Raw genomic sequence first — 23004 nt, forward strand, 5'->3', positions numbered from 1 at the left:
CCTGGCGGGATCCGAGCGCCCGGCGGGCGGGCGGCGCGGGCGGCAGGGGCGGGCGGCAGGGGCGGGCCGGTGGCCGGGAGTTGACGGCTAAGGCTATTAGCCTTAGCTTTATGGCTATCGGCAGGAGCCGGGCCCTGAGCGCCCGGAGCGCCGGACGCCCGCCAGGAGGCCCGCGATGAACAGCACCCTCGGCACCACCACCCGGTACCTCGACGTCACCGGCGGCCGGATCGCCTACGACGACGCCCCCGGCCCCGGCGTCCCGGTCGTCCTGCTGCCCGGCATGCTCGACAAGCGGGCCGTCTACCGCCACCTCGCCCCGCTGCTGGGCGCCGCCGGGCACCGGGTGGTCAGCATGGACCTGCGCGGCATGGGCGAGTCCTCGACCGGCTTCACCGACCACAGCCCGGCCGCGATCGCCGAGGACCTGGCGGCCCTGCTGGACCACCTGGACCTGCGCGGCGCCGTCCTGGTCGGCAGCTCGTACACCGGCGCCAGCGTGGTCCGGGCCGCCGCGCTCGCCCCCGGGCGCACCGGCGGCGTGGTGCTGATCGACGCGTTCGTCGAGAACCTGCCGCTGAACGGCTTCCAGAAGGCGCTGTTCGGCCTGGCCGCCCCGCTGGTCACCGCGTTCCCCGGGCTGTGGAGCGCGATGCAGAAGTTCTACTACCCGGGCGAGCGGCCCGCCGACTTCGACGCCTACCGGGCCGGGCTGGCCGCGATGCTCCGCGAGCCCGCCCGCAAGGCCGCGCTGCGCGGCTACCTGAGGGGCGACTCCGCGCCGGTCGGCTGGTGCGCGGCGGTCGACGTGCCCGCACTGGTGCTGATGGGCGACAAGGACCCGGACTTCCCGCGGCCCGGGCTGGTCGCCGACCGGCAGGCCGCCGCGCTGCGCGGCCGCACAGTGATGATCGGCGGCGCCGGCCACTACCCGATGGCCAGTCACCCGCAGGCCGTCGCCGACGCCCTGCTGCCCTTCCTGGCCGGACTGGGCGGGCCGGCCGGGCAGGCCGGGCAGGCAGGCCCGTCCGACGAGAACGGGACCGCCCGCTGATGCCCCGCGCCGGACTCTCCACCGCCGCCGTGGTGGACCACGCCCTCGAACTGATCGACGAGCGCGGCGCCGAGGCGCTCACCCTGGCCGCCGTCGCCGCCCGGGCCGGCGTCGCCACCCCCTCGCTGTACAAGCACGTCGCCGGGGGCCTGCCCGAACTGCGCCGGCTGGTGGCCGTCCGCACCACCGAGGAGCTGGCCGACCACCTGGCCGCCGCCGTGCTCGGCCACTCCCGGGACGCGGCGGTCCGCGCCCTGCTCGCCGCCTACGCCGGGTACGCGCTGCGCCACCCCCGCCGGTACGCGGCGCTGCCGCAGGCGCCGGACCCGGAGCCGGGCCCGGCGCTGGCCGCGGCGGCCGAACGGCTGGTGGGCGTGCTGTTCGCGGTGCTGCGCGGCTACGGGCTGGCGGGCTCGGAGGCGGTGCACGCGGTGCGGACGCTGCGGGCCGCGGCCCACGGGTACGCCTCGCTGACCACGGCGGGGGCGTTCCGGCTCGCCGAGGGCACGGACGTCACGCTGGAGCGGCTGACCGGCGTGCTGGTCGAGGGCCTGGCCAACTGGCCCGGCGCGGAAGGCGCGTGACCTCCGGGGCGCTGCCGCGTTCTACCCGGTATGAAGAAGCGCAGCCTGCTCGCCTTTGCCTCGCTCGCCGTCGGCGTGGTCGCCTCCCTCACCGCCCCCAGCGCGCACGCGGCGCCGGAGCACGGGGCCGGGCTCGGCCCGCTCAAGGACGCCGTCTCCGCCCCGGACCTGCCGCTGGACGGGGACACCGTGCGACCGGCCGCCGAGCAGCCCGGGGCGTGACCCGGGCGGCCACCGGGCCCCGGGGGAACGCGCCGGTGGCGCGACGTCCACACCTTTTCGCAACCTGACGCCCACCATTCCGACACCACTGGTGCGTAACACTGTCCTTCGGTCGGGAAGTCATACCGCGTGGAGACCTTCCACGGGTGTGACCGACAAGCACGGAGGACCAGGACATGCCGCAGGCGACCCAGCGCACCGAGCCCGGCACCGGGCTGATCCCCGTTCCCCGGACGGCGCCGGACGGCGCGCCCGGCGCCGCGCGCCCGGCGGCCGCCCCGCCGCGGGAGGGCTGGGGCGCCGCGCTGCTGCGCGGGATCGCGGTGGCGCGTTCGCTGCGCTCGCTGCGGCCGGTCGCCGCGCGCCCGCAGCGCGGGTACGGCGAGGTCGACGGCCAGTAGCCGCGGGCGGTGCCGGGAGCGGCCGGGTGTCGGAAATGCCGGTGCTGTCCCACGTGTCGTGAAAGCGCCCGGTTGACCGGTGCGTCCATAAGATGGGCAGCACTGGCACGTCGACCGGAAGGGCCGGGCGCCTCCCCATGGACCAGGACCAGAGCTCCCCGCGCCGCGCCAGCCGGTCCGAGCTGCGGTGCGTACGGGCACTGCTGCGGGCGTCGAGCGCGGCCGAGCTGCTGGCGGCGCTGCTGGCCGAGGGCCCGGCCTGGATCACCGGCGAGGGCTCGGCGCTGTACCTGCTGGACGGCGACGGGGCGCTGCGGCTGACCGCCTCGCACGAGCTGCCCGCGTGGGCGCACCGCAAGTACGCCGTGGTGGACCCGGCGGGCGGGCTGCCGGTGGCGCTGGCGCTGCGGCGGCGGGAGCCGGTGCTGCTGAGCCCGCAGCGGACCAGCGCGGACTACCCGAACGCGGCGGCGGGCCTGGGCACCGGCCTGGTCGCGCTGGCGGTGCTGCCGCTGGTGGTGGACGGGGACCCGGTGGGTTCGCTGGCGCTGGCGCTGGCCCACCGCGGGGCCGTCCCGCGCCGGGACGTGGAGCTGCTGGAGACCTTCGCCGACGTGGTCGCGCACCGGCTCGCGCACCTGTTGGACCACGTGCGGGCGGCCGATCCGGCGGCGGCCGGGCCCCGGCCGGAGATCCCCTCCGCCGACGGACAGTTGGTGTCGCTGGCGGTGCGCTCGGCGGGGGCCGGGGCGTTCGAGCGGGACCTGGTGACCGGCGAGACGGTGTGGGACGCCCAGGCGTACCGGGTGGTGGGCCTGCCTCCGCCGGGGGCGACCGGGCGGGCGCCGGACCTGGCGGAGGTGGTGCACCCGGAGGACCTGCCGGACGTGCAGACCGCCCTGGCGGAGGCGCTGGCGGTCGGCGGCCCGTACCGGGTCTCGTACCGGGTGGTGCGGCCGGACGGCACCACCTGGCAGGTGGACGAGGTCGGCGAGGTGATGCTGGACGTGCACCGCCGGCCGGTGCGGACGGCGGGGCTGCTGACCGGGCGGGCGTGGCGGCCGGGCCCGGCGGGCGGTCCCGCGGCGGCCGCGGCGGCGGGGGCCCGGTCGACCCTGCTGCTGGCGCTGACCCGGGCGCTGTCCCGGGCGGTGACGGTGCGGGAGGTGACCACGGCGCTGACCGACGTGGCCCGGCCGGCGCTGGGCGCGGCCGGGGTGGTGCTGGACCTGGTGGACGAGGGCCGGCTGACGCCGGTGTCCCCGGCGGTGTTCGGCGGCCCGCACCGGGCCGAGCTGAACCGGCTGCACGACCTGGCGGGCGGGGTGATGGAGCACGTGCTGGCCCGGGCCGCGCCGCTGTTCAGCGAGCCGGACCGGGAGCCCCGGGGTCCGGAGGAGCCGGCCGCCTGGACGGTGCTGCCGCTGGTGGCCTCGGGGCGGCAGGTCGGCTCCTGCCTGATCACCTTCGCCACCGAGCGGGCGTTCAGCCGCGAGGACCGCACCATGTACTCGGCGTTCGCGGGCATCCTGGCGCAGTCGCTGGAGCGGGCCCGGCTGTACGACGTGCACCACGAGCGGGCCAGCGAGCTGCAGCGGGCGATGCTGCCGCGCTCGCTGCCGGCGCTGCCGGGGATCGCCTCGGCGGCGCGCTACCTGCCGTCCACCGAGGGGATGCAGATCGGCGGCGACTGGTACGACCTGCTGCGGCTGCCGGGCGGCCTGGTCGGGCTGGTGATCGGCGACGTGCAGGGCCACAACGCGGAGGCCACCGCGGTGATGGGGCAGCTGCGGTCGGTGCTGTGGGCGTACGCGACGGAGGGGAACGACCCGGCGGCGGCGCTGGAGCGGACCGGCCGGCTGCTGGCCGAGATGGAGACCGAGCTGTTCGCCACCTGCCTGTACGTGGTGCTGGACCCGGCGAGCGGCCTGCTGCGGGCGGCCCGGGCCGGGCACCCGCCGCCGGTGCGGATCGGGGCGGCCGGGGCGGCCGAGCTGGAGCTGCCGGGCGGCCCGCCGCTGGGGGTGCTGCCGGAGGTGCGCTACCCGCTGGTGGAGGCCCGGTTGGAGCCGGGCGAGACGCTGCTGGCCTACACGGACGGGCTGGTGGAGGTCCGGGACGAGGACTACGACGAGTCGGTGCAGCGGATGCTGGGCGGGCTGGAGCTGTGGACGGCGGAGGCCGGCGGGGCCCGGCGGCTGGGGCGGCCGGGGGCGCTGGAGCGGCTGGCCGACCTGCTGACGCTGAACGTGACCGAGCGCGCGGTGCGGCAGGACGACGTGGCGCTGCTGCTGCTGCACCGGACGGCTAGCTGAGATCCGCCCGAACCCGCCCGGCTTGTCCGAAATTGACGGAATCTGAACGGCGGAAGTTGGAACCGTTCATACGCAAGTAGTAACACCACCATAAACTCCGCGTGTGACGACCACTCAATGGTGCCTGGCAGCAGCTTCCTTGCTCGCCCTCCTCGCCCTCGCGGCGGCTGCCCGCTCCCGCGCCGTCACCCGGGCCCTGCGCTCCCGGCTGTCCCGTACCGAGAACGAACTCGCGGCCGTCCAGCAGCAGTTGGCCGCCGAGCTGGCCGACCGCCGGGCCGGGGCCGAGGCCGCCCTGCAGGAGCAGGAGATGAACGCGGCGACCCGCCGGGCCTTCCTCAACGTGGCCCGCCGGATCCTGGTGATGGCGCACGACCAGCAGGCCGGGCTGGACGAGATGGAGCGCACCCACGACGACCCGGTGCTGCTCGACGGCCTGCTGCGGGCCGACCACGCCGCCGCCCAGCAGGCCCGCCTCGCCCAGACCCTGGCCGTGCTCTGCGGCTCGCGGGCCGGCCGGACCTGGCCCGAGCCCGTCCCGCTGGAGGACGTGGTGCGCGGCGCCCAGGGCCGGATCCTGCCGTTCCAGCGGGTGGTGGTGCACAGCCGGGTGGACACCGCGGTGCTCGGCGCCGCCGCCGAGGCGCTGATCCACGCGGTGGCCGAACTGCTGGACAACGCCACCCGCTACTCGCCGCCCAGCTCGCAGGTGTACGTGACGCTGATGCCGGTGCACAACGGCGCGGTGATCGAGATCGACGACTGCGGCGTCGGCATGACCGACGTGACGGTGGCGAAGGCCGCCGCCGCGCTGGCCGGCGGCGGCTCGCTGGAGGTCTCCCGGATCGGCGAGGTCCCGCAGCTGGGCCTGGCCGCGGTCGGCCGGCTCGCCCAGCAGTACGGCTTCCGGGTCACCGTGCACTCCACCCCGTCCCCGTACGGCGGCGTGCGGGTGGTGGTGCTGCTGCCGAACGCGCTGCTCACCGACCCGCTGCCGCACGGCCTGCCGGGCGCCGCGGCCCGCCCGGCGGTGGCGGCGCCCGAACCGCGCCGCGCCGGGCCCGAGCCGCGCCACCGCACGTCCGAACCGCGCCACCGCGCGCCCGAACCGCGCTCCCGCGCCACCGACCCGCTGCCCGTCCGCCCGGTCACCCCCCGGACCGCGGCGGCCCAGCCCCCCGGCGCGGCCCAGCCCCCCGAAGGGCCGCCGCGCGGCGGCGCCCTGCCGCGCCGCACCAACCGGCGGGGCAGCGCCCCGCAGCACCAGTTCCCCGCGGAGCCGGCGGTCTCGCCGCGCTCCGCCCGCGAGGCCCAGGCCTTCATGTCGCTGTTCCAGAGCGGTACCGCTGACGGCCGCGTCGCCGCCCAGCAGGACCGGTGGTCCGACCCGGACCGCCCCGACGTATTCCCCGCTTCCCCCCAGGGAGACTCCCATGACGACCAACCCTGATCTCGGCTGGCTGCTGGCCGACATCGTCTCCGTACCGGAGGTCCGGCACGCCCTCGTGGTGTCCAACGACGGACTGGAGATCGGCCGCAGCCCGCGGATCGACCGGGACGACGCCGAGCGACTGGCCGCCGCCTGCTCCGGGCTCCAGTCGCTGTCCCGGGGGGTGGCGACCGGCTTCGGCGACGGCAGCACCCGGCAGATCGTCATCGAGTACGGCGGCGGCTACCTGTTCGTGGTCGCCGCCGGGGCCGGGGCGCACCTCGCAGTGGTGGCCGGGGAGTCGGTGGACGCGGGCCTGGTGGCCTACCAGATGCAGATGCTGGTCGGGCGGATCGGCGAGCACCTGACCGCCGCGCCCCGGCAGGAGAGCGCCGCCGGGGACCTGCGGTGAGCCGCGGACCGGTACGCCCGTACGTCATCACCGGCGGACGCAGCCGGACCGGCCGGAGCGTGCTGGAGTTCGAGAGCCTGGTGCGGACCGTGCCGGGGGTCGCGGTCGACCCGATGGTGGTGAACCGGGAGCAGTTGGAGATCCTGGAGATCTGCCGCCAGCTGCTGTCGGTCGCCGAGGTGGCGGCCCACCTCGGCCTGCCGATCAGCGTGCTGAAGGTGCTGGTGGGCGATCTGTGGGAGCTGGGCGCGGTCCAGGTGCTGCCGCCCGTACGACCGGCCGAGCGGGCACCGCTGGCCCTGATCGAGGAGGTGCTGGTTGGTCTCCGTCAGCTCCGTTGAGCCGACCTACCTGCCGCCCAGCGTGCAGGGCGCGGTGAAGATCCTGGTCACCGGGCCGTTCGGGGTCGGCAAGACCACCCTGGTCGGCGCGCTGAGCGAGATCGACCCGCTGCGCACCGAGGAGACGATGACCGCGGCCGGCGAGGACGTGGACGACCTGACCGGCCGTCCGCACAAGTCGACCACCACGGTGGCGCTGGACTTCGGCCGGATCACGCTCAGCGGCCGGCTCGCGCTGTACCTGTTCGGCACGCCCGGGCAGCAGCGGTTCTGGCCGCTGTGGGAGGACCTGTCGCGCGGGGCGCTGGGCGCGATCGCGCTGGTCGACTCGCGCCGGATCGAGGAGTCCTTCGACGTGCTCGGGCTGCTGGAGGAGCAGCGCATCCCGTTCGCGGTCGCGGTCAACCTGTTCCCCGACACCCCGCCCTACCCGGAGGAGGAGCTGCGGGCCGCGCTCGACCTGCTGCCCGGGGTGCCGATCCTCACCTGCGACGTCCGTGACCAGGGCGCCGCTCACCGCCTGCTGATCGATTTCGTCGACCACCTGCGGGTGGGCGCCCTGGAGCTGTCATGACCGTTCCCGAACACCTGGCGGCCACCACCGGCTGTCCCTACACCGGCCGCCCGGCCGGTGCCGCGCTGTACGGCTCGGCGGTCGCCGCCGACCCGCACGGCCTGTACGCCCGGCTGCGCGCCGAGCACGGCCCGGTCGCCCCGATCGAGCTGGAGCCCGGGGTGGAGGCGTGGCTGGTCATCGGGTACCAGGAGATGCTCGAACTGACCCGCAACGAGCAGCAGTTCTCCAAGGACTCGCGGGGCTGGCGGGTGCCCCGGGAGGGCCGGCTGCGCCCGGACTCGCACCTGGTGCCGATGACCATGTGGCGGCCCACCCTGCAGAGCATGGACGGCGCCGAGCACCAGCGGCTGAGCAGCGCGGTCGCCGACACCCTGGCCCGGATCGACCACAAGCGGCTGCGGGAGACCACCGAGGCCGCCGCGATGGCGCTGATCGAGAGCTGGGGGCCGGACGGCACCGCCGACCTGGTCGGCCAGTTCACCCGGCGGCTGCCGCTGCTGGTCTTCACCCAGCTGCTGGACCTGCCCGAGGAGGACGGTCCGCACCTGCTCGAACTGATCACCGGGGTGGTGGACAGCAACGCCGACTCGCAGCGGGCCTCCGCCGCGCTGGCCGCGCTGCTGGCCTCGCTGGTGCGGCGGCGGCGCGAGCGGCCCGGCGAGGACCTGACCTCCTGGCTGCTGACCCACCCGGTCGGGCTGACCGACGAGGAGGTGGTGCACCACCTGGTGGTGATCCTGATCGCGGGCAACGAGCCGACCATCAACTGGATCGGCAACACGGTGCGGCTGCTGCTCACCGACCGCCGCTTCCGCACCAGCCTGACCGGCGGCCGGGCGACCGTCGCGGACGCCCTGGAGGAGGTGCTCTGGCGCGACCCGCCGGTGCAGAACTTCCCCGGCCGGTGGGCCACCTCGGACACCGTGCTGGGTGGCCAGTACATCAGCGCGGGCGACCTGCTGGTGCTCGGCCTGGCCGGGGCCAACGACGACCCGTCGGCGCACGGCCCGGACGGCCTCAGCGGCAACCGGGCCCACCTGGCCTGGGGCGCGGGCCGGCACGTCTGCCCGGCCAAGGACCCGGCCCGGCTGATCGTCGAGACCGCGATCGAGACGCTGCTGCACTGCCTGCCGGACCTCCAGCTCGCCGTCCCCGCGCACGAGTTGACCTGGCGCCCGTCGCCCTGGTCGCGCGCCCTGACCAGCCTGCCGGTGCTGTACAGCGCCTTCACCCCGCCCCGCCCCGCACCGCCCGAGAGGACCGCATGGACACCGCAGCCGCAGACCGGGTCTGCCCCTACAGACTCGACCCCGTCGGAGCAGACCAGCACGCCGAGAACGAGCGGCTCCGCGCTCGCGGACCTGCGACGCAGGTTGAGCTCCCTGGTGGGGTGGTGGTCTGGGCGGTGACCCGGCACGACGCCCTCCAGCGGGTGCTGGCCGACCCCCGGGTCGGCAAGGGCGTCGGGCACTGGTCGCTGTACCGGGAGGGCGGGCTGCCCGAGGGCTGGCCACTGCTGACCTTCGTCACCGTGCCCGGGATGACCACCTCCGACGGCGCCGACCACCGGCGGCTGCGCGCCCTGTCCGCGCAGGCGCTCACCCCGCGCCGGATCGCCGAGCTGGCCCCCGCCGTCCGGCAGCGGGTCGCCGAGCTGCTGGACGCGCTGCCCGCCGCGCAGGACCCGGCGGCCGGGGTCGACCTGCGCGCCCGGTTCGCCTACCCGCTGCCGATGCACGTCATCGGCCGGCTGCTGGGCCTGGACCCGGACCAGCAGGACCGGCTGCACGAGCTGTCCGACATCGTGGTCAGCTCCTCCGGCGCGCCCGGCGCCAGCGCGGCCGCCGCCCGGGACATCGGCGTGCTGCTGGCCGGCGTGGTCGCCGCCAAGCGGGCCGAGCCCGCCGACGACCTGACCACCGCGCTGATCGCCGCCCGCGAGGACCAGGACCGGCTCAGCGAGCCCGAACTGATCGGCATCCTGCTCCAGCTGGTGGTGGCCGGCCACGAGACCACCCTCAACCTGATCTGCAACGCGGTGCACGCCCTGCTCACCCACCCCGAGCAGCTGCGGCTGGTGCTGGACGGCACCGTGCCGTGGTCGGCGGTGGTCGAGGAGACGCTGCGCTGGAACTCCCCGGTCGGCCAGTTCCCGATGCGCTACGCGCTGGAGGACATCGACCTGGGCGAGGGGGTGGTGATCCGCGAGGGCGACGGGATGCTCGCCTCGTACGCGGCGGCCGGGCGCGACCCGGAGCAGTGGGCGGACGCGGACCGCTTCGACCTGACCCGCTCCCCGCTGCGGCACCTCTCGCTCGGGCACGGGCCGCACTTCTGCATCGGCTCGGCGCTGGCCCGGCTGGAGGCGGAGACCGCGCTGCGCGAGCTGTTCGCGCGCTTCCCCGGGCTGCGGCTCGCCGAGGGCGCGGACCCGCGGCCGATCCCGTCCTTCGTCAGCAACGGCATCAGCAGCCTGCGGGTCCGGCTCGGCTGACGCCCCGCCGCGGGCTCCCCCGCCCGGCCGGTCCACGTGACCGGGCGGGGGTCGCCCTCGTTGCACCTGCCATGAAGAAGCTCACCGCACTCGCCGTCCTGTCCGTGGCCGGGCTGGCGCTCACCCAGGCCCCCGCCCAGGCCGACCCGATCGCCTCGGCCGGCGGCCTCGGCCAGGCCCAGGGCCTGGACACCGGCTACCACGGCGCCCTGCCCTCCACCGCCGAGCTGTGCCACCGCGACCTGGCCCAGTACCCGGTGGTCGGCCCGCTCACCGACTCCGCCACCGGTGCCTGCGAGACGCTCGGCGCGGCCGTCGACGGGCAGTAGCCACGCCCCGGACATCCGGAACCGTTATGGTGCGAATGTCCGTTTCTTCCGTGGTTCCTGGCGTGAGGTGATCCCGTGGGCAGCGTGGCCGACCAGATGGTGGAAGTGCTCCGGCAGGCCGGGGTCGAACGCGTCTACGGAGTGGTCGGCGACAGCCTCAACCCGGTCGTCGACGCGATCCGCCGCGCCGAGGGCATCTCCTGGGTGCACGTCAGGAACGAGGAGGCCGGGGCGTTCGCGGCCGCCGCCGAGGCCGAGCTGACCGGGCGGCTCGCGGTCTGCGCGGGCAGCTGCGGCCCCGGCAACACCCACCTGATCCAGGGCCTGTACGACGCCCAGCGCAGCGGGGTGCCCGTGCTGGCCCTGGCCTCGCACATCCCGTCCGGGCAGATCGGCACCGGCTTCTTCCAGGAGACCCACCCCGAGCGGGTGTTCACCGACTGCAGCACCTGGTGCGAGATGCTCTCCAACCCCGCCCAGCTGCCCCGGCTGCTGCGGGTCGGCATCCAGCACGCGCTCGGCGCCCCGGGCGTCTCGGTGCTGGTCTTCCCCGGCGACGTCGCCGCGCTCACCGCCCCCTCCCCCACCGGGAGCAGCGCCTTCCTCACCGAGCAGGCCGTCGCCGCCCCGCCCTGGTCCCAGGTCCAGGCCCTCGCCGAGACGCTCAACTCCGCCCGCACCGTGACCGTCTTCGCCGGCGCGGGCGTCCGCGGCGCGCACGAGGAGCTGATGCACCTCGCCGAGGTGCTGCAGGCCCCGGTCGGGCACTCGCTGCGCGGCAAGGAGTGGGTGCAGTACGACAACCCGTACGACGTCGGGATGAGCGGCCTGCTCGGCTACGGCGCCTGCCACGAGGCGCTGCACGAGGCCGAGTTGGTCCTGCTGCTGGGCACCGACTTCCCCTACGACTCCTTCCTCCCGCAGGCCCGCACCGTCCAGGTCGACCACGACGCGACCCGGCTCGGCCGCCGCACCCCGCTGGAACTCGCCGTGCACGGCGACGTGGCCGCCACGCTGCGGGCCGTGCTGCCGCTGCTGGAGCGCAAGACCGACCGCCGTTTCCTGGACGGGATGCTGGACCGGCACTGCAAGGCCCTGGAGACGGTGGTCGGCGCCTACACCAAGGGCATCGAGAAGCACCGGCCGATCCACCCCGAGTACGTCGCCTCGGTCCTCGACGACGTCGCCGACCAGGACACGGTGTTCACCGTCGACACCGGGATGTGCAACGTCTGGGCCGCCCGCTACCTCACCCCCAACGGGCGCCGCCGGGTGATCGGCTCCTTCCTGCACGGCTCGATGGCGAACGCGCTGCCGCACGCGATCGGCGCCCAACTCGCCTTCCCCGGACGGCAGGTGGTCTCGATGTCGGGCGACGGCGGGATCGGCATGCTGCTCGGCGAACTGCTCACCGTGGCGAAGTACCGGCTGCCGGTGAAGACCGTGGTGTTCAACAACGGGGCGCTCGGCATGATCAAGCTGGAGATGCTGGTCTCCGGCTACCCCGAGGCCGAGATCGACAACGGCGACGTGGACTACGCCGCGATCGCCCGCGCCTGCGGCATCCCCGCCAAGCGGGTCACCGACCCCGCGAAGGTCCGCGAGGTGCTCGTCGACGCCCTGGAACGCCCCGGCCCCGCGCTCGTCGACGTGGTCACCGACCCCAACGCCCTCTCCATCCCCCCGCACATCACCGCCGCCCAGCTCAAGGGCTTCGCCCTCGCCGCCGGCCGCACCGTCCTGACCGGCGGAGTCGGCAAGATGATCGACCTGGCCCGCTCCAACCTCCGCAACATCCCGCGCCCCTGAGCGGCCTTCAGGGGGCCGGGGCTCTCCGGGGAGAAGCAGGGGGGAGAAGCGGGGAACAGGCCCTGCGGGCGGCAGGGGGAAGAGGAGAGCAGTCGGCAGCCTTCAGGGGCGGGACCGGGGCTGCCCGGGGAGGAGGCCGCCGGCGGGAGGTGGGAGGGGAGGGGAACAGGCCCTGCGGGCGGCAGGGGGAAGAGGAGAGCGACCGGCAGCCTTCAGGGGCGGGACCGGGGCTGCCCGGGGACGAAGCCGCCGGCGGGAGGCGAGGGAAAGAGGCCCTGCGGGTGGCAGCCTTCAGGGGCGGGGGCGGGGTTGTCCGGGGAGGGACGGTCGGCCCCTTGCGAGGGGTGGGTGGGGGTGGGGAGGATGAGGGGCGGTCGCGGGGGGTTTGCCTGGGAGGCAAGTTTGTTGCCTGTGGGGCACGGAGGGTGTCCACTGGGGGCATGACGGACAGCCCACTCGGTGAGGACCAGGAGGTCGCGGGCCTCGGTGCGCGACTGCGGGAGCAGCGGGTCTCCAGCCGCTTGACGCTGGAGGCCGCGGCGGCCCGGGTCGGCCTCTCGCCAGCTTACTTGTCGCGCCTGGAGACCGGGCGGCGGCAGCCCTCGCTGCCGGTGCTGCTGGGCCTGGCCCGGGCGTACGGGACGAGCGTGGCCGGGCTGCTCGGGGAGCAGCCCGGCGAGCCGGACCCGGTGATCCGGGGCGGCGGGATCGAGCCCGGGCGGGCCGGCGGCTGGGGCTACCGGCGGGCCGGTGCGCCGGGCCGGGCGATGCAGGCGCTGCGGGTGCACGTGCCGCCGAGCACGCAGGACGCGGTGGTGCGGGTGCACCCGGGCGAGGAGTGGCTGTACGTCACCGAGGGCCGGATGCGGCTGACCCTGGGCGACCGGGTGCACCTGCTGGAGCCGGGCGACTCGGCGCACTTCGACTCGATGACCCCGCACGTGATCGCCGCGGACACCGCCGACGGCCTCGACCTGATCTTCGTCCACACGCTGTTGCAGAGCCCGGCCGGCGAGCTGTGCCTGGGCGACGCCCCCCGCATCTAGCCCCGTCCGCCACCACCGTCAGGAGACCGCCATGGCCGACACCGCGAAGCACCCCGCCCACGCCCCCGTCCCGAAGTACGCCGAGACCATCGACGCGGGCTACCGCGCCTCGAACCGGGTCTGGATCCGGGTGTGGATCTACATCGTGTCGGGCCACGTCTTCGTGGGCTTCCTGTTCCTGCTGTTCTACGTCGGCAGTCACAAGGGCTGACGGAGCAGCGCGCAGAGCGCGTCGAGGGCGGGTTCGAAGGCGTGCTCGGGCGGGGTGCCGTAGCCGATCACCAGGCCGGGGGCCCGGCCCGGGGCGGGGGTCGCGCCGGGGGCCAGGCTCCAGCCCAGGGTGTTCAGGGCGAGGCCGGACTTCCTGGCGCGGCGCAGGAGTTCGTCCTCGCCGGGGCCGTCCGCGGGCAGTTCCAGGACGGCGTGCAGGCCGGCGTTGAGGCCGGTGACCCGGACCTGCGGGGCGCGGGCGGCGAGCACCTCGACCAGCCGGTCGCGGCGGCGGCGCAGCAGGTGCCGGCTGCGCCGGACGTGCCGGTCGTAGCCGCCGGAGTCGATCAGTTCGGCCAGGGTGAGCTGTTCGAGGGCGCCGCTCTGCCCGTCGGCCAGCCGCTTGTGCCGGGCCACCGGTTCGACCAGGGCGGCGGGCAGGGCCAGCCAGGCCAGCCGCAGGCCCGGGGCGAGCGACTTGGCGGCGGTGCCCGCGTACACCACCCGTTCGGGGTCGAGGGCCTGCATGGCGCCGATCGCGTGCCGGTCGTAGCGGAACTCGCCGTCGTAGTCGTCCTCCAGCAGGTAGCCGCCGGTCTGCCGGGCCCAGTCGACGGCGGCGGCCCGCCGGGAGGCCCGCAGCGGGACGCCGGTGGGGAACTGGTGGGCGGGGGTGAGCACGGCCAGCCCGGCGCCGGTGCGGTCGAGGCCGGTGGTCAGGGCGCCGCCCTCGTCCAGCGGCAGCGGGCGCAGGGCCAGGCCGCGGGCGGTGATCGCGGCGTGCTGCGGCGGCAGGCCGTACTCCTCGACGGCGACCTCGGTCAGGCCGTGCTCGCGCAGGGCGGCGCAGAGCAGGCCCAGGCCCTGGAGGTAGCCGGTGCAGATCAGCAGCCGCTCCGGGTCGGTGCGCACGCCGCGGGCCCGGGCCAGGTAGTCGGCCAGGGCGCGGCGCAGTTCGATCCGGCCGCGCGGGTCGCCGTAGCCGAACGCCTCGTGCGGGGCGGTGGCCAGGGCCCGGCGGGCCGCGGCGAGCCAGGCGCCGCGCGGGAAGCGGCTCAGGTCGGGCGAGCCGGGGCGCAGGTTGTGCACGGGCGCGGGCCGGACGGGCAGGCCGGGCGGCGGCGCGGCCGGGGACGGCTGCGGGCCGCGTCCGGCGACCACGGTGCCCGAGCCCTGGCGGGAGGCCAGCCAGCCCTCGGCGGCGAGCTGGGTGTACGCCTCGGCGACGGTGTTGCGGGCGATGCCGAGGTCGGCGGCGAGCGCCCGGGAGGACGGCAGCCGGGTGCCGGCGGCCAGTCGGCCGTCGCGGACGGCGGTGCGCAGCGCGTCCTCCAGGGCGGCGCGCAGGCCCAGGCCGCGGGCCCGTCCGGCGTCCAGGTCGAGGTGCAGGTCGCCGCCGAAAGTGGCCCAGGAATCCATCCCCCCAATGAACCACGCCGCCGGTCCACCGCGCGCCTACGGTGGGCGGCATGACCGACGGATCCACCGTTCCCGCCCCTGCTCCCCGCATCCTGCTGCACCGCAGCGCCCCCGACTTCCACCGCGCCCTGCTGGAGGCCTCCCGGGCCGCCACCGCCGGCCTGGCCGACCCGGTGGTCACCGAACTGGTCAACCTGCGCGCCTCGCAGATCAACGGCTGCGCGTTCTGCCTCGGCGTGCACGCGCGGGACGCCCGCGCGAACGGCGAGCGCCCGCACCGCCTGGACACCCTGGCCGCGTGGCGGGAGACCCCGTACTTCACCGCCCGCGAGCGCGCCGCGCTGGCCCTCACCGAGTCGGTCACCCTGCTCGCCGGGACGCACGTCCCGGACGAGGTGTTCGACGAGGCCGCCGCGCACTTCCCGGAGGCCGAACTGGCCCACCTGATCGGCCTGATCAGCGCGATCAACGCGCTCAACCGGGTCGGCGTGACCAGTCGGCTGACCCCCCGCCCGTAGCGGGGCCGGCGGCGCGTCCCGGCGTGCCGGGGCCCCCGGCCGGAGGTAGCGTCGCGTTCCATGGACGTGGTGATCGCAGGTGGGCACGGAAAGATCGCGTTGCGGCTCTCGAAGCTGCTCTCGGCCCGGGGCGACACGGTCGCCGGGCTGATCCGGAACCCGGCGCAGGCCGGGGACCTGGAGGAGGCGGGGGCCCGGCCGGTGGTGTGCGACCTGGAGCGGGCCTCGGTGGAGGAGCTGGCCGGGCACCTGGCGGGGGCGGACGCGGTGGTGTTCGCGGCCGGGGCCGGGCCGGACAGCGGGGCGGCCCGCAAGGAGACCGTGGACCGGGCCGGGGCGGTGCTGCTGGCGGACGCGGCGCACCGGGCCGGGGTGCGACGGTACCTGCTGGTCTCCTCGATGGGGCTGGACCGGATCGGGGACCCGGAGGTCACGCCGGAGTTCGACGCGTACCTGAAGGCGAAGTGGGCGGCCGAGGAGGCCGTGAAGGAGCGTCCGCTGGACTGGACGGTGCTGCGCCCCGGCGGCCTGACCGACGGGCCCACCGAGCGGCACGCGCACCTCGCGCCGCCGCCGAACCGGCCCGGCCGGGTGTCCCGGGACGAGGTCGCGCACACCCTGGTGCGGCTGCTGGACGACGAGACCACGGTGCACCAGACCCTGGAGCTCACGACCTGACCGCGGTTGCCCGGCGCCGGGCCGGGCGGGATCGTGGAGGGGGTGAGGTGAGTGCGATGGCCGAGATCGCCCTGCAGGTCGACGTCGCGGCGTCCCGGGAGCGCCTGCTCGCGGCGCTGGACACCCGCGAGGGGCTGGCGTCCTGGTGGACCACCGAGGTGGAGCGGGACGGTGAGGACCTGCTGTTCCCGGTGCCGGACACCCCGGGGCCGTTCCGGCTGCGCCGGGAGCGGGCCGACCTGGAGCGGGTGGCCTGGCGCAGCGTCGGGGTGTTCCCGCCGGCCTGGCAGGGCACCACGGTGACCTGGGACTTCTTCGACCACCCGGACGGTCCGCGGCAGTCGGTGCTGCTGCTGCGCCACCTGGGCTGGGCCGCGGACACCGGCCCGGCGGTGGCGGTGGCGGCGGGCCGGTGGGCGGAGCTGCTCGTCCGGCTGAAGGACTACGCGCAGAGCGGCCGCCCGCAGCCGCTGTTCGTCCCGGCCGGCTACCCGCACCCGGGGGTGCACGTGCAGGCGGAGTGAGGGCCCGGCGGGTGCGACGCGCCGGATCGGGCGATGACCGGCATGGAGCGGGCCGGACGGGTGAGACTGACTGCATGTTGGGACTTCCGGACCGCATCACGGCCTTCCTGTTCGACCTGGACGGGGTGCTCACCCAGACCGCGAAGGTGCACGCCGCGGCCTGGAAGGACATGTTCGACACCTTCCTGCGGGCCGAAGCGGCGCGCACCGGCGGCGAGTTCAGGCCGTTCGACCCCGGCGACTACGACCGGTACGTGGACGGGCGGCCCCGGCTGGACGGCACCCGGCAGTTCCTGGCCTCGCGCGGGATCGACCTGCCCGAGGGCACCCCGCAGGACCCGCCGGGCACCCGGACGGTCAACGGGCTCTCCAGCGCGAAGAACGAGACGGTGCTGCGGCTGATCCGCGAGCAGGGCGTGCAGCCCTACGAGGGCTCGGTGGCGTACCTGCACCGGCTGCGCGAACTCGGGCTGCCGCGCGCGGTGGTGTCCTCCAGCGCGAACTGCCGGGACGTGCTGCGGGCCGCCGGGATCGACGACCTGTTCGAGGTGGTGGTGGACGGGGTCGTGCTGGCCCGCGACCACCTGGCGGGCAAGCCCGCGCCGGACACCTTCCTGGCCGCGGCGCGGCAGTTGGGCGTCGCCCCGGAGCACGCGGTGGTGTTCGAGGACGCGCTGGCGGGCGTCGCGGCCGGGAAGGCCGGCGGCTTCGGCGCGGTGGTGGGCGTGAACCGCACCGGCCAGGCCGACGCGCTGCGCGAGCACGGCGCGAGCATCGTGGTCGACGACCTGTCGGAGCTGATCGAGGAGCACCGGTGAGCCCGTCCGAACTGTTCACCGTCGACCCGTGGGGCATCAGCGAGCACGGCCTGGACCTGCCCGGGCAGGCCCGCGCCGAGTCGGTGTTCGCACTGTCCAACGGCCACATCGGGCTGCGCGGCAACCTGGACGAGGGCGAGCCGCACGGGCTGCCCGGCACCTACCTGAACGGCGTGTTCGAGCTGCGTCCGCTGCCGTACGCGGAGAGCGGCTACGGGTTCCCGGAGTCCGGGCAGAGCGTCATCAACGTCACCAACGGCAAGCTGATCCGGCTGCTGGTCGACGACGAGCCGTTCGACCTGCGCTACGGCGAACTGCGCAGCCACCGGCGGACCCTGGACTTCCGGGACGGCGTGCTGCGCCGGGAGGCGGAGTGGACCTCGCCGGCCGGGCGGACGGTGCGGGTCACCTCGTCCCGACTGGTGTCGCTGACCCAGCGGGCGGTCTGCGCGGTCGACTACACGGTGGAGGCCGTGGACGGGCCGGTGCGGATCGTGCTCCAGTCCGAGCTGGTCGCCAACGAGCAGCTGCCGGGCGGCGCGGGCGACGGCGACCCGCGGGCGGCGGCGGTGCTGGAGGCCCCGCTGGCCGCCGAGTTGCAGCACGCGGACGGCACCAAGGGCGTGCTGGTGCACCGCACCCGGTTCTCCGGGCTGCGGGTGGCCGCCGCGATGGACCACGTGGTCGACGGGCCGGAGCGGATCGACACCACCGCCGAGTCCTCCGACGACCAGGCCCGGATCACCGCCACCACGGTGCTGAACGCCGGTCAGAAGCTGCGCCTGGTGAAGTACCTGGCGTACGGCTGGTCGGCGACCCGCTCGCTGCCCGCCGTCCGGGACCAGGTGGAGGCGGCGCTGACCGCCGCCCGGTACACCGGCTGGGACGGGCTGGTGAGCGAGCAGAAGGAGTACCTGGGCCGGTTCTGGAGCGACAACGACATCGAGATCGAGGGCGACGTCGAGCTCCAGCAGGCCGTCCGGTTCGCGCTGTTCCACGTGCTGCAGGCGGGCGCCCGCAGCGAGGAGCGGGCCATCCCGGCCAAGGGCCTGACCGGGCCCGGGTACGACGGCCACTCGTTCTGGGACACCGAGACCTTCGTGCTGCCGGTGCTCACCTACTGCCTGCCGGACGCGGTCAAGCAGGCGCTGCGCTGGCGGCACACCACGCTGCCGATGGCCCGCGAGCGGGCGGCCCAGCTCGGGCTGGCCGGGGCGGTGTTCCCGTGGCGGACGATCCGCGGCGAGGAGTGCTCCGGGTACTGGCCGGCCGGCACCGCCGCGTTCCACATCGGCGCGGACATCGCCGCCGCCGTGGTCCGCTACGTCCGGGCCACCGGGGACACCGAGTTCGAGCGCACCCACGGCCTGGAGCTGCTGGTGGAGACCGCCCGGATGTGGCGCTCGCTCGGCCACCACGACGCCAAGGGCAACTTCCGGATCGAGGGCGTCACCGGCCCCGACGAGTACTCCGCGGTCGCCGACAACAACGTGTTCACCAACGTGATGGCGCAGTCGAACCTGTGGAACGCGGCGGCCACCGCGCTGAAGTACCGGCACGAGTCCTCGCTGCTCGGGGTGGACACCGAGGAGGCGGCGGCCTGGCGCGACGCCGCCGACAAGATGTTCATCCCGTACGACGAGCAGATCGGCGTGCACCCGCAGGCCGACGGGTTCACCGACCACCAGATGTGGGACTTCGAGGCCACCCCGCCGGAGAAGTACCCGCTGCTGCTGCACTACCCGTACTTCGACCTGTACCGCAAGCAGGTGGTCAAGCAGGCCGACCTGGTGCTGGCCATGCAGGTGCGCGGCGACGTCTTCACCGCCGAGCAGAAGGCCCGCAACTTCGCCTACTACGAGCGGCTGACCGTCCGCGACTCCTCGCTCTCCGCCTGCACCCAGGCCGTCATCGCCGCCGAGGTCGGCCAGCTCGACCTGGCCTACGACTACACCGCCGAAGCCGCCCTGATGGACCTGCACGACCTCGGCGGCAACACCCGCGACGGCCTGCACATGGCCTCGCTGGCCGGTGCCTGCATCGCCCTGGTCGCCGGGTTCGGCGGGCTGCGCGACCACACCGAGCAGCTCTCCTTCCGCCCCCGGCTGCCCGCCGGGCTCCAGCGGCTGCGCTTCTCGATGAGCGTGCGCGAACACCTGCTGCGGGTCGACATCACCCACGCCACCACCACGTACACGCTGCGGCGCGGCAGCGTGCTGCCCGTCCTGCACGACGACGAGCAGCTGCGGGTCGAGGCCGGGAAGCCGGTCAGCCGGCCCACCGCGAAGATCGGCGACCCCGGCGAACGCCCCGCCCAGCCGCCCGGCCGGGCCCCCGCCCGACGGCACAGCCAGGCCGGGGTCAAGGTGGGGGCGGTCGACCACCTGCCCGCCGAGTAGCCGCTGCGCTCGGCGCACTCCGCCCGCCCGGTGCCCTCCCCCGGGCGGGTGACCGTGCGTGTACCGGTCCGACGGCACGTCAACACTCCCTGCACCCCCCGTGAACCGGCGGGTGCGGGGAGACCCCCGGCGCCTCCGGTTCCGCCGCCCCGAACGGAGGCCCCGTTGCGCCCCCTCGCGCTCACCGCCGCCCTGCTCACCGCGCTCACCGCCACCGCCGCCACCACCGCCCGACCCGCCCCGGCCGCCCCGGCCGCCCCGCGCTGGGTGCACAGCTGCGCCGCCCCCGCCCGGGCCGACACCGCCTCCTGCGACGCGCTGCGCGTGATCAGGCCCGGCACCGCCGCCACCGCGGGCGACGACGGGTACGGGCCCGCCGAGCTGCGCGCCGCGTACGGGCTGCCCGCGGGCGGCGGCGAGGGCGCCACCATCGCCGTCGTCGACGCGTACGACCACCCGCGCGCCGAGGCCGACCTCGGCACCTACCGCGAGCGCTACGGGCTGCCCGCCTGCACCTCCGGCAGCGGCTGCTTCCGCAAGACCGACCAGCGCGGCGGCAACCGGCTCCCCCGCGGCGACACCGCCTGGGCCGGGGAGACCGCGCTCGACCTCGCCATGGTCTCCGCGGTCGCGCCGCGCGCCCGGATCGTCCTGGTCGAGGCCGACAGCGCCGCCGTCTCCGACCTCGGCACCGCCGTCAACACCGCGGTCGCGCTCGGCGCGCGGTACGTGTCGATCAGCTGGGGCACCACCGAGAACGCCAACGCGGCGGCCTACGACAGCCGGTACTTCGACCACCCCGGGGTGGTGATCGCCGCCGCCTCCGGCGACGGCGGCTACGGCGTCAACTTCCCCGCCTCCTCCCCGCACGTGGTCGCGGTCGGCGGCACCACCCTGCGGCCCGACGGCACCGCGCCGCGCGGCTGGAGCGAGAGCGCCTGGTCCACCGGCCCCGACGAGGGCACCGCGAGCGGCTGCTCCGGCCGCCTCCCCAAGCCCGACTGGCAGACCGACCCCGGCTGCGACCGCCGCACCGTCGCCGACGTGTCCGCCGTCGCCGACCCCGCGACCGGCGTGGCCGTCTACCAGAGCTACGGCGGCAACGGCTGGTACACCTACGGCGGCACCTCCGCCGCCGCCCCGATCATCGCCGCGACCTACGCCCTGGCCGGCCGCCCCTCGGCCGGCAGCCGCCCGGCGTCCTTCCCGTACCGGCACCCGGACGCCCTGCACGACGTCACCTCCGGCGCGACGGCCGACTCCTGCGACCCGGCGTACCTGTGCACGGCGGGGCCGGGGTACGACGGACCGACCGGGCTGGGCAGCCCGGACGGGGTGGCGGCGTTCCGGGAGTAGCCGCGCGGGGCCGACGTCCGGGAGAGGCACGTCCGGGGGCGCGGTTCCCGCGCCCCCGGACGTGCCTCTCCCGGACGTGCCTCCCCCGGTCTCGCCGCGCCGGAGACCGCGGGTCAGGCGAGCTGGGCGGCCTGGAGGCCCGCGTAGGGGCCGCCGGTGCGCAGGAGTTCGGCGTGCGAGCCGATCTCGGCGATCCGGCCGTCGTGCATGACGACGATCCGGTCGGCGCCGCGGATGGTGGACAGGCGGTGGGCGACGACGAAGACGGTGCGGCCGCGCACCAGCCGGGCCAGGGCCTGCTGGACCAGGGACTCGGAGCGGGAGTCGAGCGCCGAGGTGGCCTCGTCGAGGATCAGGATGCGCGGGTCGCGGATCAGCGCGCGGGCGATGGCCAGGCGCTGCTTCTGGCCGCCGGACAGGCGGGCGCCGCGTTCGCCGACCACGGTGTCGAGGCCGTCGGGGAGGCGGTCGATGAACTCCATGGCGTTGGCGTCGCGCAGGGCCGCCAGGACGGTCTCCTCGGGGACGTCCTTCATGCCGTAGGTGACGTTCTCCCGGATGCTGCCCTCGAACAGGATCGACTCCTGCGGGACGACGGACAGGAAGGTCCGGTAGGAGCGCAGGTCGAGCTCCTCCATGTCGCGGCCGTCGAGCAGGATGCGGCCCTCGGTGGGGCGCAGGAAGCCGATCACCAGGTTGAGGACGGTGGACTTGCCCGCGCCGGACGCGCCGACCAGGGCGATGGTCTCGCCGGGGCGGACCGACAGGTCGAAGCCGGTGACGGACGGGGCGTCCGCGCCGGGGTAGCTGTGGCCGACGTTCTGGAAGTCGATCCGGCCGGTGACGCCGGCGACGTCCGCCTTGCCGGAGTTCTCCTCCAGGTCGGGGGCCTGGAGCACCTCGCCGACCGAGCGGACCGAGGCCAGGCCCTTGCCGAGCTGCGGGGTGAGGGTGAGCAGGGTGGTGACGGAGCTGGTGAGCGAGGAGAAGTAGGCGCTGAGCATGACGACGGCGCCGGGGGTGACGTTCAGCCAGCCGTAGTAGGCGACCAGCGCGGAGCCGGCCAGGCAGCCGACGCCGATCGCGTTGAGCAGGATCCAGGAGATCGAGCCGAAGCGGCCGTTGAGCAGGTCGAGGCGCAGTCCCTCGTCCAGGACCCGGCCCAGGGTGCGGTCGACCCGGCGCAGCGCGGTGCGCTCCAGGCCGTGCGCCCGGGTGATCGGGATGAGGGTCGTCATCTCGCCGATGCGGGAGGAGAGTTGCTCGACCTCGCGGCGGAAGGACTCGTTCTGGCTGCGCAGCCGTTCGCGCAGCCGGACCACCAGCAGGGCGCTGGCCGGGACGACGACCAGGAAGACCGGCAGGAAGGCCGGGGTCTGGACGGCGATGACGACCAGGCCGCCGAGCAGGGTGGCGATCGCGGCCAGGCCGTTGTCGGCGGTCTGCTGGGAGGCGGTCTCGATGCCCTCGACGTCGCGGATCACCTTGGCCTGCAGGACGCCGGCGCTGACCCGGGAGTGGTAGCCGATGGACAGCTGCTGCATCCGGTGGCACAGGGCGGAGCGCAGCCGGGTGCCCATCCGGCGGATCGAGCCGTGCATCCACTGCACGTACAGCATGTGCAGCGGCAGGTTGAGCAGCAGGATGACCAGCAGGACGGCGGAGTTCCACCAGAGCACCGAGACGTCGCGGTGCTTGACCACCACGTCGACGATGTTCGCGGTGATCAGCGGCAGCAGCCAGACGGGGGCGTGCTTGGCGAAGAAGACGCCGACCGCGCCGAGGACGCGGGCGCGGTCGGGGCGGAAGAGGAACAGCAGGGTGCGGACGGGGTGCTCGCCGCGGTAGCGGTGGCTGAGCGATCCGTCGGGCAGGGCCATGGGGGAACTCCAGTACGGGGGGTGAACAGGCGGTGCCGTCCCATCCTTCCAGCGGGCGGGGCCCCTCGGACTGTCCGCAACCGGACAGTGATACTCCATGGACGGACGACTTTTCGAACAGGTCCGGTCAGGGGTGAAACATCGCGGCACCTCCGCGCCGTCATAGGGCGGATCAGGGCGAGGGGAGAC

General features: G+C 75.3%; 23 protein-coding genes. 21 read left to right on the forward strand and 2 right to left on the reverse strand.

Translation table 11 applies throughout. From position 1 onward, the window contains the following. Positions 1-175: 175 nt before the first annotated feature. The 15 genes from ACIP60_RS33305 to ACIP60_RS33375 all read left to right on the forward strand — a co-directional run bounded on the left by ACIP60_RS33305 (position 176) and on the right by ACIP60_RS33375 (position 13224). Entirely contained in the window at positions 176-1054 is an 879-nt protein-coding gene (locus ACIP60_RS33305) for an alpha/beta fold hydrolase (protein ID WP_400691856.1), read from the forward strand. Continuing rightward, entirely contained in the window at positions 1054-1638 is a 585-nt protein-coding gene (locus ACIP60_RS33310; RefSeq protein WP_400691858.1) for a TetR-like C-terminal domain-containing protein, read from the forward strand. The genes ACIP60_RS33305 and ACIP60_RS33310 overlap by 1 nt, the downstream gene beginning before the upstream one ends. Positions 1639-1668: 30 nt before the next feature. After that, complete coding sequence (locus ACIP60_RS33315; RefSeq protein ID WP_400691861.1) at positions 1669-1860, forward strand: hypothetical protein; 192 nt, start codon at positions 1669-1671, stop codon at positions 1858-1860. 176 nt (positions 1861-2036) lie between these two features. Continuing rightward, positions 2037-2261, forward strand: coding sequence for a hypothetical protein (locus tag ACIP60_RS33320; RefSeq protein ID WP_400691863.1), 225 nt, complete (start codon positions 2037-2039; stop codon positions 2259-2261). A 137-nt stretch (positions 2262-2398) separates the two neighbouring features. Continuing rightward, positions 2399-4576 (forward strand): SpoIIE family protein phosphatase, encoded by a 2178-nt coding sequence (locus ACIP60_RS33325; protein ID WP_400691865.1) that lies wholly within the window; start codon positions 2399-2401, stop codon positions 4574-4576. Positions 4577-4679: 103 nt separating this feature from the next. Next, entirely contained in the window at positions 4680-6026 is a 1347-nt protein-coding gene (locus ACIP60_RS33330) for a sensor histidine kinase (RefSeq protein ID WP_400691868.1), read from the forward strand. Continuing rightward, entirely contained in the window at positions 6010-6417 is a 408-nt protein-coding gene (locus ACIP60_RS33335; protein WP_400691871.1) for a roadblock/LC7 domain-containing protein, read from the forward strand. Before ACIP60_RS33330 ends, ACIP60_RS33335 begins: the two co-directional genes overlap by 17 nt. After that, positions 6414-6758, forward strand: a complete 345-nt coding sequence (locus ACIP60_RS33340; RefSeq protein WP_100836896.1) for a DUF742 domain-containing protein — start codon at positions 6414-6416, stop codon at positions 6756-6758. Before ACIP60_RS33335 ends, ACIP60_RS33340 begins: the two co-directional genes overlap by 4 nt. Beyond that, on the forward strand, positions 6736-7332 hold the full coding sequence (locus ACIP60_RS33345; RefSeq protein ID WP_100836897.1) for an ATP/GTP-binding protein: 597 nt from the start codon (positions 6736-6738) through the stop codon (positions 7330-7332). Before ACIP60_RS33340 ends, ACIP60_RS33345 begins: the two co-directional genes overlap by 23 nt. After that, the gene (locus tag ACIP60_RS33350; RefSeq protein ID WP_400691875.1) at positions 7329-8744 is read left to right on the forward strand and encodes a cytochrome P450; all 1416 of its coding nucleotides are present in this window, start codon (positions 7329-7331) and stop codon (positions 8742-8744) included. The genes ACIP60_RS33345 and ACIP60_RS33350 overlap by 4 nt, the downstream gene beginning before the upstream one ends. Further along, entirely contained in the window at positions 8741-9829 is a 1089-nt protein-coding gene (locus ACIP60_RS33355; protein ID WP_400691878.1) for a cytochrome P450, read from the forward strand. Before ACIP60_RS33350 ends, ACIP60_RS33355 begins: the two co-directional genes overlap by 4 nt. Before the next feature lie 71 nt (positions 9830-9900). After that, positions 9901-10158, forward strand: a complete 258-nt coding sequence (locus ACIP60_RS33360; protein ID WP_400691881.1) for a hypothetical protein — start codon at positions 9901-9903, stop codon at positions 10156-10158. Positions 10159-10233: 75 nt separating this feature from the next. Continuing rightward, positions 10234-11967 carry a pyruvate dehydrogenase gene (locus ACIP60_RS33365; protein ID WP_400691884.1) on the forward strand — a complete coding sequence of 578 codons (1734 nt, stop codon included), beginning with the start codon at positions 10234-10236 and terminating at the stop codon, positions 11965-11967. A gap of 440 nt (positions 11968-12407) precedes the next feature. Next, a complete protein-coding gene (locus ACIP60_RS33370; RefSeq protein ID WP_111555021.1) occupies positions 12408-13013 on the forward strand; it encodes a helix-turn-helix domain-containing protein in 606 nt (201 codons plus the stop codon). Between the two features lie 31 nt (positions 13014-13044). After that, a complete protein-coding gene (locus tag ACIP60_RS33375) occupies positions 13045-13224 on the forward strand; it encodes a DUF6126 family protein (protein ID WP_318551985.1) in 180 nt (59 codons plus the stop codon). On the opposite strand, the gene ACIP60_RS33380 is transcribed toward ACIP60_RS33375, so the two are convergent. Continuing rightward, entirely contained in the window at positions 13212-14642 is a 1431-nt protein-coding gene (locus ACIP60_RS33380) for a PLP-dependent aminotransferase family protein (protein WP_400691888.1), read from the reverse strand. The genes ACIP60_RS33375 and ACIP60_RS33380 overlap by 13 nt on opposite strands. Before the next feature lie 50 nt (positions 14643-14692). Here ACIP60_RS33380 and ACIP60_RS33385 point away from each other — a divergent pair, with 50 nt between their 5' ends. From ACIP60_RS33385 to ACIP60_RS33410, 6 genes are all read left to right on the forward strand, one after another. Then, positions 14693-15160 (forward strand): carboxymuconolactone decarboxylase family protein, encoded by a 468-nt coding sequence (locus tag ACIP60_RS33385; protein WP_400691891.1) that lies wholly within the window; start codon positions 14693-14695, stop codon positions 15158-15160. Between the two features lie 60 nt (positions 15161-15220). Then, positions 15221-15838, forward strand: coding sequence for an SDR family oxidoreductase (locus ACIP60_RS33390; RefSeq protein WP_100836903.1), 618 nt, complete (start codon positions 15221-15223; stop codon positions 15836-15838). A 56-nt stretch (positions 15839-15894) separates the two neighbouring features. Beyond that, positions 15895-16362 (forward strand): SRPBCC domain-containing protein, encoded by a 468-nt coding sequence (locus ACIP60_RS33395; protein WP_400691895.1) that lies wholly within the window; start codon positions 15895-15897, stop codon positions 16360-16362. 74 nt (positions 16363-16436) lie between these two features. After that, on the forward strand, positions 16437-17180 hold the full coding sequence (locus ACIP60_RS33400) for an HAD family hydrolase (protein WP_400691898.1): 744 nt from the start codon (positions 16437-16439) through the stop codon (positions 17178-17180). Then, positions 17177-19579 (forward strand): glycoside hydrolase family 65 protein, encoded by a 2403-nt coding sequence (locus ACIP60_RS33405; protein WP_400691901.1) that lies wholly within the window; start codon positions 17177-17179, stop codon positions 19577-19579. The genes ACIP60_RS33400 and ACIP60_RS33405 overlap by 4 nt, the downstream gene beginning before the upstream one ends. A 165-nt stretch (positions 19580-19744) precedes the next feature. Beyond that, positions 19745-20935 carry a S8 family serine peptidase gene (locus ACIP60_RS33410; RefSeq protein ID WP_400691904.1) on the forward strand — a complete coding sequence of 397 codons (1191 nt, stop codon included), beginning with the start codon at positions 19745-19747 and terminating at the stop codon, positions 20933-20935. Between the two features lie 113 nt (positions 20936-21048). Here the strand turns inward: ACIP60_RS33410 and ACIP60_RS33415 are convergent, their stop codons facing one another. Then, the gene (locus ACIP60_RS33415) at positions 21049-22815 is read right to left on the reverse strand and encodes an ABC transporter ATP-binding protein (protein WP_400691907.1); all 1767 of its coding nucleotides are present in this window, start codon (positions 22813-22815) and stop codon (positions 21049-21051) included. Positions 22816-23004 lie beyond the last annotated feature (189 nt).

Source organism: Kitasatospora sp. NPDC088783 (genome assembly GCF_044750705.1).
GTDB classification, from domain to species: domain Bacteria; phylum Actinomycetota; class Actinomycetes; order Streptomycetales; family Streptomycetaceae; genus Kitasatospora; species Kitasatospora fiedleri.